Here is an 8532-nt window from a genome sequence, read left to right as displayed (position 1 = left end):
ATGGAAAGTAATTCCACTGCTTTTTTGAATGAAAAAACTGCGCCACAGCCTTGACAGGCCATCGCGCAGCGATTTTGTTCAATCGGAATTTACAGGAAGTGTAACAAGAAAGCCAAAACGGTATACTGGAAAAAAAAGATTAAGAAAAGAATAAAGAGCTGGTTTTAATTGTAAAATTTATGGGGAACTAACATCAGCTTATTGACATTAATTTAAAAATAAGTATAATAATAGTTGAGTAATTGTTCAACTATTATTATTTGGAGGTGAATATATGTCAAAAACGTCTTATATTTGTAATTGCGATGTAATTCATGAGGATATTGTGAATGATGTGAAATCCAAGATGCAGCCAAAAGATGATTATATCCAGTTGGCTTCTTTGTTTAAGCTATTTGGAGATGGAACTAGAGTACAAATCTTACACGCTCTAGAACAGAGTGAGATGTGTGTATGTGATCTTGCAGTGCTACTGGGGGTAACAAAATCTGCAATTTCGCATCAGTTAAAGGCATTACGCCTAGCGAATCTGGTAAAATTCCGTAAAGAAGCACAGATAGTTTACTACTCGCTGGCAGATGATCATGTGAAAGAGATTATTGACAAGGGATTTGAGCATCTTTGGCAGAAATAATATTTTTTAATATTATAGTTGAGTAATTGAACAATTAAACAAATTATAAGGAGATTATCATGAAACGCATATTTCTATTAAAAGGGTTGGACTGTCCAAATTGTTCCGCAAAAATTGAAAAAGAAATCGGAGAGTTGGATGGAGTGCAATCCTCAGTGGTAAATCTGATGAAGCAGACGCTTACAATCAATGTTACTCAGACAGCCGCAGATACGATAGCCAGTCAGATTGAAACGATTGTTCATAGTCATGAGCCCGATGTGGAAGTTCAGGAAGAAACCGTTATGAATGTTACAAAGAGTTATTCGTTAAAAGGATTGGATTGTCCGAATTGTTCTGCAAAAATTGAAAAAGAAGTCGGAGAATTGGATGGAGTACAATCCTCAGTTGTAAATTTGATGAAGCAGACGCTGACAATCAATGTTGCTCCAGCTGCCGCAAATACAATAGCCAGTCAGATTGAAACGATTGTCCACAGCCATGAGCCGAGTGTGGAGGTTCAGGAAGAAACAATTATCCCCGTTACAAAGAGTTATTTGTTAAAGGGCTTGGACTGTCCGAACTGCTCCGCAAAAATTGAAAAAGAAGTCGGAGAATTGGATGGAGTACAATCCTCAGTTGTAAATTTGATGAAGCAGACGCTGACAATCAATGTTGCTCCAGCTGCCGCAAATACAATAGCCAGTCAGATTGAAACGATTGTCCACAGCCATGAGCCAGATGTAGAAGTTTCCGAAATTGCACAGGAATACTATATACCTGCAAAAAAACAGGATACCAATACATCCTATAACAATGAGGACAAGAAGTTGACGATTCGTTTAGCGATTGGCGCAGCAATCTATGGTATTGGTATGGCATTGACAGTTTTTGCGAAAGTACCACTGCCTGTCGAGTTAGTTTTTCTCATTGTCTCCTATATTATTCTTGGCGGGGATGTTGTATGGCAAGCTGTGAGGAATATTTCAAAGGGACGTGTGTTTGATGAACATTTCCTGATGAGCGTTTCTACGATTGGTGCTTTTGTCATTGGTGAATATCCGGAAGCAGTTGCTGTTATGCTGTTCTATCAAGTTGGTGAATTTTTCCAGTCATTGGCTGTTGAGCGTTCCAAAAAATCTATATCAGATTTAATGGATATACGTCCGGATTGTGCTACAGTCAGAAGGAACGGAGAATTGATTACCATATCTCCTGAAAGTGTTGCCATTGGTGAGATTATTATTGTAAAGCCTGGTGAAAAAATCCCATTAGACGGTGTGGTATTGGATGGAGATTCTATGCTGGATACGAGGGCTTTAACTGGAGAATCGGTTCCGAGAAGCGTTCATAAAGGAGACGAAGCACTTTCCGGTTGTATGAATCAGACGGGTGTTTTAACGATTAAGACAACGAAAGCATTTGGTGAATCTACTGCTTCAAAGATTATTGATCTTGTGGAGAATGCGTCCAGTAGAAAAGCACCAACAGAAAATTTCATTACTACATTTGCACGTTATTACACTCCTGTTGTTGTAATCTTAGCAGCTATTCTGGCAATTCTGCCACCGATCCTTCTTGGTGGAGGTTGGACAGAGTGGATTCGCAGAGGATTTGTTTTCCTTGTGGTATCTTGCCCATGTGCATTGGTCATTTCAATCCCGCTGACTTTCTTCGGAGGTATTGGTGCGGCATCTAAACGAGGTGTTCTTGTAAAAGGAAGTAATTATTTAGAGGCGCTTAATAATGTCAGCATTATTGTGTTCGATAAAACTGGAACACTTACAAAGGGTGTTTTCAATGTGACTGATATTCTGCCTGCAAATGGATTTTCAAAAGAACAGGTTCTGGAGTATGCGGTCCAGGCAGAGAGCTTTTCTAACCATCCTATTGCAAAATCCATTCTCTCTGCTTATGGAAAAGAAATTGACCAATCAGTTATCTCTGATTACAAGGAAATTTCCGGATATGGAATCAGTGCCATGGCAGGAAAGAAGAAAGTTTATGCTGGCAATACGAAACTTATGGATTCAGAGCATGTGGAGTACACAGCCTGTGAAAAAGTTGGTACAAAGGTTTATGTAGCAGTAGATGGTCAATATGCCGGATGCATTTTGATAACAGATGAAGTAAAGCCGGACAGCAAAAAAGCAATTTCTGATTTGAAACATATCGGTGTGGAAAAAACAGTCATGCTTACTGGTGATGATGAAAAAATCGGAAAGGCTGTTGCGGAAGAATTGCAGTTGGATGAATATTATGCACAACTGTTTCCTGATCAAAAAGTGGAAAAGGTTGAGCTTTTGGACAGTAAAAAGAGACAGGGAAGCAAATTAGCTTTTGTTGGTGATGGTATCAATGACGCTCCTGTCCTTGCTCGTGCGGATGTTGGTATCGCAATGGGTGGTCTTGGTTCAGATGCGGCCATTGAAGCTGCGGATGTGGTTCTGATGACAGATGAACCATCTAAGCTGGTGGATGCGATTGATGTGGCAAAAGCGACAAAGCAAATTGTCATGCAGAATATAGTGATTGCCCTTGGAATTAAGAGTGTGTTCCTGATTCTTGGCGCTCTTGGTATTGCGGGAATGTGGGAAGCTGTATTTGGTGATGTAGGCGTTACCATAATTGCTGTTTTGAACGCAATGAGAATTTTGAAAAAATAGGAAATGAGGTGGGAATGTGAAACGAAAACTGATTCTGTTAGTTGTTACGATTGTTTTTCTTGTAGGTTTTGGTGTCATATTACATTCACCGCCTTCTATGATTGATGCAGTCACAGGAGCAACACCGAAGTCAAAAAAGGCGGCTCAAGCCTCCGCACAGTTGGAAGGCTCTTATGTTCTCGGTATTAATATGATGTCAGATGGTCTCGACAACGAGAACACCCGGAATAAATTAAAAGAATTGGCACTGGACGATTCGGAAACAAATGAAACAGATCTCATGAAAACGGACATTAGTTTTCGGTTATATGTATCTGAGACGGATTATCCGCTTGTCAGTTATGCTAAGAAACTCTGTGACAGGTTGAAACAGGCCGGTTTTTTCGTAGATCTGAAAGAGTACAGTAACACAATGATGCTATCAAGAGTGGTAAGTGGAAAGTATGATGTATTCCTGGCATCGGATGATTTTATTGACGTTACAACGCTAACACAGATGGACTATATGATCATGGACAGCGAAGAAATGAGGTGAGCGGGAATTTATGAGAAAATGGAATACGATTTTGTCTGTTTTAATGCTTCTCATTTTTATGATTCATGGAATCATGGGCAGCTTTATGCTGAACGGAGTTGGAAGTAGTGCAGGGAAACTTCTTGCATGGGTTGGTGTTGGTATTCTTGTTGTGCATACGGTGATTGGTGTCATCCTGACAGTTCAGAGTTTACAGACAGCGAAGCAATCAGGAAAAATGTATCTGAAACAAAACGTCATATTTTGGGCGAGACGAGCCAGTGGGATGGCAATAATGATTCTGCTGTTATTCCATATTGGCTTGTTTGGAAAGGTGCAGAATGGGACATATATTTTGTTCCCTTTTACAACGGTAAAGATGGTAACTCAGCTTTTGTTCGTAGCGGCAATCTTTGTCCATATTTTTATCAATATCCGCCCATTGCTCGTATCACTGGGAATCATCAGTTATAAAGAACGAAGGAGTGATATTTATTTGATCCTTTCGGTGCTTCTTCTTTTTATAGCGGGAGCGGTTATTTTATATTATATTGGGTGGCAATATCTATGAGTAAGACAATTGTTATTATAGGTGCTGGACTGGCAGGACTTTCAGCGGCTTTGCAGGCAGCGGAAAATGGATGCAATGTAAAACTGGTTTCCTCCCTTCCGTCAGAGCGGGCACAGTCTGTTATGGCGGAGGGCGGTATCAACGCAGCTTTGAATACAAAAGATGAAAACGACAGTCCCGAAGAACATTTTACAGATACAATAAAGGCAGCATGTGGTCTGGCAGATCCAAATGCAGTTTGGGGAATGACACAGGCAGCACCGGAGCTGGTGCACTGGCTGCTAAAACTTGGAGTTAAATTTAACATGAGTGGCTATGATGATGTGGATCTGCGGAATTTTGGCGGGCAGAAAAAGAAACGGACTGCTTTTGCACAGAGCGATACCGGGAAGCAGATCATGACAGCTATGATAGACGCTGTTCGCAGGAAAGAAGCATCTGGTATGGTAGAACGGTTCAGCCATCATTCTTTCCTAACACTTCGTCTGTGTGGCAATATTTGTTGTGGCTGCGTAATCAGGGATGAATACAGTCAGGAGACTGTGGAATTACCGGGGAATGCGGTTATTGTTGCCACCGGTGGTATGCACGGATTGTTTGGAAATACAACGGGTTCGCTGAGCAATACAGGAGAAGTCACCGCAGAATTGTTCCGGCTTGGTGTTCCTCTGGCAAATGGCGAGATGATCCAGTACCATCCGACAACTGTGAAATGTGGTGGAAAACGCATGCTCATCAGCGAGGCGGCCAGAGGGGAAGGTGGCAGGTTGTTTGCCATGAAAGATGGAAAACAATGGTATTTCATGGAGGAAAAATACCCGGAGCTTGGAAATCTGATGCCACGAGATATTACCGCCAGAGAGATATGGAAGGTCAGCCATGAATCAGAGGTATTTCTTGACATGACGGAAATATCGGAGGAGATTATTTCAAATAAGCTATCTGGTCTGGCAGACGATTGTATGACCTATCTGCATAAAGATATACGAAAGGAACCGGTGTCTGTTTTACCGGGAATTCACTATTTTATGGGAGGCATTCTGGTGGATGAGCAGCACAGAACGCCGATTCAGAATCTTTGCGCTGCCGGAGAATGCTGTGCCCAATATCATGGTGCCAACCGTCTTGGTGGAAATTCTCTGTTAGGAGCGTTATACGGAGGACGTGTTGCGGCAAAATCAGCATGCGAACAGGCAGATGTAGTAGATCTATCTTGTGCGACACAGATAGATTTTCCACCAGCGTCTCAAATTTCAGAAATAAAGCAATTAAACAAAGTGATGCAGGAGACTATGGGCGTTGTCAGAAATGAGAATACGTTGTTAAATGGGATTCAAACGGTACAAGCGCTGACAGGAAATCTTCCATTGCTTGGCATGGCAGTTCTAAAGAGTGCTCTTGCAAGAAAAGAAAGCCGTGGTGCACACTGGCGAGAGGATTATCCGAAGAGCAATGACGATGATTACCTTAAAACAACGGTAGCCAGATTTGATGGAAAGCAGATACAGATTTCCTTTGTACCTGTTCCAGAAAGGCGGTGATTCACTTGGTATATAAAATAAGAATCAGGCGGCAGGAGAGTCAGAAATCAGACAGTTATTGGCAGGAATTTGAGTATGACGGAAGCAAAAACAGCTCTGTTGCCACTGTTCTAAAGGAATTGAACAGTAGAACCCCTTTGAAAGATAACTCAGGAAATATAGTTACTCCCATCAGCTGGGAATGTAGCTGTATGGTGCGAAAATGTGGGGCTTGCGCCATGCTGATTAACGAACGTCCGAGGTTGGCATGCTCTACATTTTCTACATTTCTACATACGTTAAAAGGTTCTACAATCATCTTGGAACCTTTAAGCAAATTTCCGCTTGTAAGAGATTTGATCGTTGACCGGTCAAATCTGTTTGAAAATTTGAAAAAACTGAACCTTTGGCTTGAAAGTGAAGCTTATATGAGTTCGTGGACACATGAACCGAGATACCAGTCGGCACGCTGTCTGATGTGTGGCTGTTGCCTTGAAGTGTGTCCTAACTTCTCTGCAAATGGGACTTTCGCAGGCACTGTTGCTGCAGTCAACGCATTTCGGATTCTGAATGAAGAACAGGAAAGCACTCATTTGAATGAGATTTCTGCTGAATATAAGAAGAGATTTTTTGAAGGATGCGGGAAGTCGTTATCTTGTCATGATATTTGTCCGATTGGTCTGCCTGTGGAAGAACTGCTTGTAAGGTCGAATGCAGCGGCTGTTTGGGGCAAATAAAATGGATGATAAAAGCTATAATGAATGTATGAAGAGAATCAAAAACTTGATTCTCTTTTTTAAAATGCATACATTGACAAATATCTATGTATATATTATATTGAACATAGACAATGATCAATGTGATGTGTCAATATGAATGCAATGGATGTGGCTTTGATATGCAAGGCTTTGGGCGATGCGAACCGGCTGGAAATTGTACAGATGCTGTCGGATGGAGAAAAGTGCGGGTGTAAACTTTTGGAAAGATTTGAAATTACCCAGCCAACTTTATCCCATCATATGAAGATACTGGTAGGATGCGGCCTTGTGAATGATCGTAAGGAAGGAAAATGGCATCACTATTCTTTGAATTGTGAGACATTGATGAATTACAAACACTTTATAGAATCCCTTACTTGCCTTGGATGCGGTGACGGGGATTGTTGTAAATAATTTAAGGAGAGCAGATATCATGAAAAAAGAATCAAATTCAGGAATTAGTTTTTTCCAGCGTTACCTGACTGTAACCTGCCAAACATCAATCTGGGGCAGTTGCAGATAATTCTCGCAGCAGCGGGCTTACTTTCTGTATTAGCAACGGTTAGCTGTATGTTGTTCCTGTCTGCAAAATGTAAAGACACATTGACAGTTTTGCTGATCTCTATCGTAGTTCTTCTCATGCCGCTTTTTGCTTATGTGGCGATGGGAGCAACATGGCTCTCTACCATACTTCCATCTGCCGGAATTGGTATGCAGAACAATTTCCTTTCTCAGCTTGCAAATTTCAATTATCTGAATATCGGTGGAATGAGTTTCTGGACACCGCATGTTATTTTGATTTCGGCAGGAATTGAATTATTTGTGTTTACATTCTTGGCGATTCATTCCTATTGCAGACATCAGGTAGCATAAAAGAAGTTCAAAATAGAATGAATTGATTATCTGCCGCATGACGGCAAAAGAAAAACCAGACAATTTAGAACGGCGACTTTGATTTTCAGAGCCGCCGTTTCTTTGCGTTTATACAAACCTATGATGAATTTTCCGGAAATATTGTAGCTAATAGTTATTTAAACTGTTGTATTTGTTTAAAAATTAAAAAATATCTAATGAGTCTTCCGCATCTACCCACATCTGCAAATTTCCATCAAGATATAATCTTGCATATTCAAGAGGATCATCAATGGCGAGTGCGTTTAATGCACAGTCTGATCCTGATGTGGTTTTTAAGTCCTTTTCAGCTTCCCAACAGTCAATGCGGAGCATATAGCCAACAGAGGTATAAACATCAATACTGTTGCGCTTGGGATTGTATTCTGCAAATATTGTTCTCATCGTATCAAATCTCCTTATCGTTAAATCAATCATTTGTTGCAAAAATCAGAAGCATTTCAATCAGTTCACCATGTCACTTTTATTTTGTGTTATACTGTTTTATAGGATTTTCTTGCCCTTGTATTTGCCCTTATCAGAGTTCGAAAACACTGGTGGGACAATATAACACAAGGGAAACAATAAGGGAAAGCTCACCAGTGATAAATTCAGTGTTTTCAAGGGTTTGCGGAGAATTTAATAACAAAATATAACAGTTATTAAATCTCTTAAAACAGGTGAAATCTCAATCGGAATTGCTAAACGCAGATCCTTTCAAGATGGTTCCTCAGAATCACAAGCGAGTATTCCAAACGTATTTCAAAGCGAAGTTATAGATTAAAACTTTGAGTAAGGTGAAAGAACAGCAATATGATGAATGAGTTGTTCGAAGTTCTCCTTGCTCCAAAAACGGGGATGAACGAATCCATGCATAACTCTGTTTCGCCCGTTTTCATCGTTGTTTACTTTTACATATTTGAAATATTTCTTTGTTTCTTCCAGATGCAAATTCTGCCCGAACGGTACGCCTATTCTGAAATTAGCGGTACATCCATT

General features: G+C 40.6%; 10 protein-coding genes. 9 read left to right on the top strand and 1 reads right to left on the bottom strand.

All coding sequences use genetic code 11. The features are described 5' to 3' along the window. Positions 1–274 precede the first annotated feature (274 nt). From DWZ38_RS21645 to DWZ38_RS21610, 8 genes are all read left to right on the top strand, one after another. Complete coding sequence (locus DWZ38_RS21645; protein WP_015512809.1) at positions 275–634, top strand: metalloregulator ArsR/SmtB family transcription factor; 360 nt, start codon at positions 275–277, stop codon at positions 632–634. A 59-nt stretch (positions 635–693) separates the two neighbouring features. Then, entirely contained in the window at positions 694–3279 is a 2586-nt protein-coding gene (locus DWZ38_RS21640) for a heavy metal translocating P-type ATPase (protein ID WP_117855370.1), read from the top strand. A gap of 16 nt (positions 3280–3295) precedes the next feature. Beyond that, the gene (locus DWZ38_RS21635) at positions 3296–3814 is read left to right on the top strand and encodes a hypothetical protein (RefSeq protein WP_055062590.1); all 519 of its coding nucleotides are present in this window, start codon (positions 3296–3298) and stop codon (positions 3812–3814) included. A 10-nt stretch (positions 3815–3824) separates the two neighbouring features. Beyond that, complete coding sequence (locus DWZ38_RS21630) at positions 3825–4364, top strand: pilus assembly protein PilX (protein ID WP_117855365.1); 540 nt, start codon at positions 3825–3827, stop codon at positions 4362–4364. Then, positions 4361–5905, top strand: a complete 1545-nt coding sequence (locus DWZ38_RS21625) for an FAD-binding protein (RefSeq protein WP_117855362.1) — start codon at positions 4361–4363, stop codon at positions 5903–5905. The genes DWZ38_RS21630 and DWZ38_RS21625 overlap by 4 nt, the downstream gene beginning before the upstream one ends. A gap of 5 nt (positions 5906–5910) precedes the next feature. Then, positions 5911–6621 carry a 2Fe-2S iron-sulfur cluster-binding protein gene (locus DWZ38_RS21620; RefSeq protein ID WP_117855360.1) on the top strand — a complete coding sequence of 237 codons (711 nt, stop codon included), beginning with the start codon at positions 5911–5913 and terminating at the stop codon, positions 6619–6621. Between the two features lie 135 nt (positions 6622–6756). After that, the gene (locus DWZ38_RS21615; protein WP_005330972.1) at positions 6757–7056 is read left to right on the top strand and encodes a metalloregulator ArsR/SmtB family transcription factor; all 300 of its coding nucleotides are present in this window, start codon (positions 6757–6759) and stop codon (positions 7054–7056) included. A gap of 189 nt (positions 7057–7245) precedes the next feature. After that, positions 7246–7515, top strand: coding sequence for a hypothetical protein (locus tag DWZ38_RS21610; protein ID WP_243000498.1), 270 nt, complete (start codon positions 7246–7248; stop codon positions 7513–7515). Positions 7516–7698: 183 nt separating this feature from the next. On the opposite strand, the gene DWZ38_RS21605 is transcribed toward DWZ38_RS21610, so the two are convergent. Continuing rightward, positions 7699–7938, bottom strand: a complete 240-nt coding sequence (locus DWZ38_RS21605) for a DUF6061 family protein (RefSeq protein WP_107001876.1) — start codon at positions 7936–7938, stop codon at positions 7699–7701. A gap of 408 nt (positions 7939–8346) precedes the next feature. On the opposite strand from DWZ38_RS21605, the gene DWZ38_RS22570 reads away from it, so the two are divergent. Then, positions 8347–8532: hypothetical protein (locus DWZ38_RS22570; protein WP_207661337.1), on the top strand; the 186-nt coding region annotated here is incomplete at its 3' end.

The organism is Ruminococcus sp. AF31-8BH (assembly GCF_003460605.1).
GTDB lineage: Bacteria > Bacillota > Clostridia > Lachnospirales > Lachnospiraceae > Blautia_A > Blautia_A acetigignens.
The sequence above is the reverse complement of the archived record's forward strand: the minus strand, read 5'-3'. Positions and strand labels throughout refer to the sequence as shown.

Coding starts and splice junctions, on each gene's coding strand:
- DWZ38_RS21640 (WP_117855370.1), top strand. CDS start 694: ATGAAACGCATATTTCTATTAAAAGGGTTGGACTGTCCAAATTGTTCC.
- DWZ38_RS21615 (WP_005330972.1), top strand. CDS start 6,757: ATGAATGCAATGGATGTGGCTTTGATATGCAAGGCTTTGGGCGATGCG.
- DWZ38_RS21645 (WP_015512809.1), top strand. CDS start 275: ATGTCAAAAACGTCTTATATTTGTAATTGCGATGTAATTCATGAGGAT.
- DWZ38_RS21630 (WP_117855365.1), top strand. CDS start 3,825: ATGAGAAAATGGAATACGATTTTGTCTGTTTTAATGCTTCTCATTTTT.
- DWZ38_RS21625 (WP_117855362.1), top strand. CDS start 4,361: ATGAGTAAGACAATTGTTATTATAGGTGCTGGACTGGCAGGACTTTCA.
- DWZ38_RS21605 (WP_107001876.1), bottom strand. CDS start 7,938: ATGAGAACAATATTTGCAGAATACAATCCCAAGCGCAACAGTATTGAT.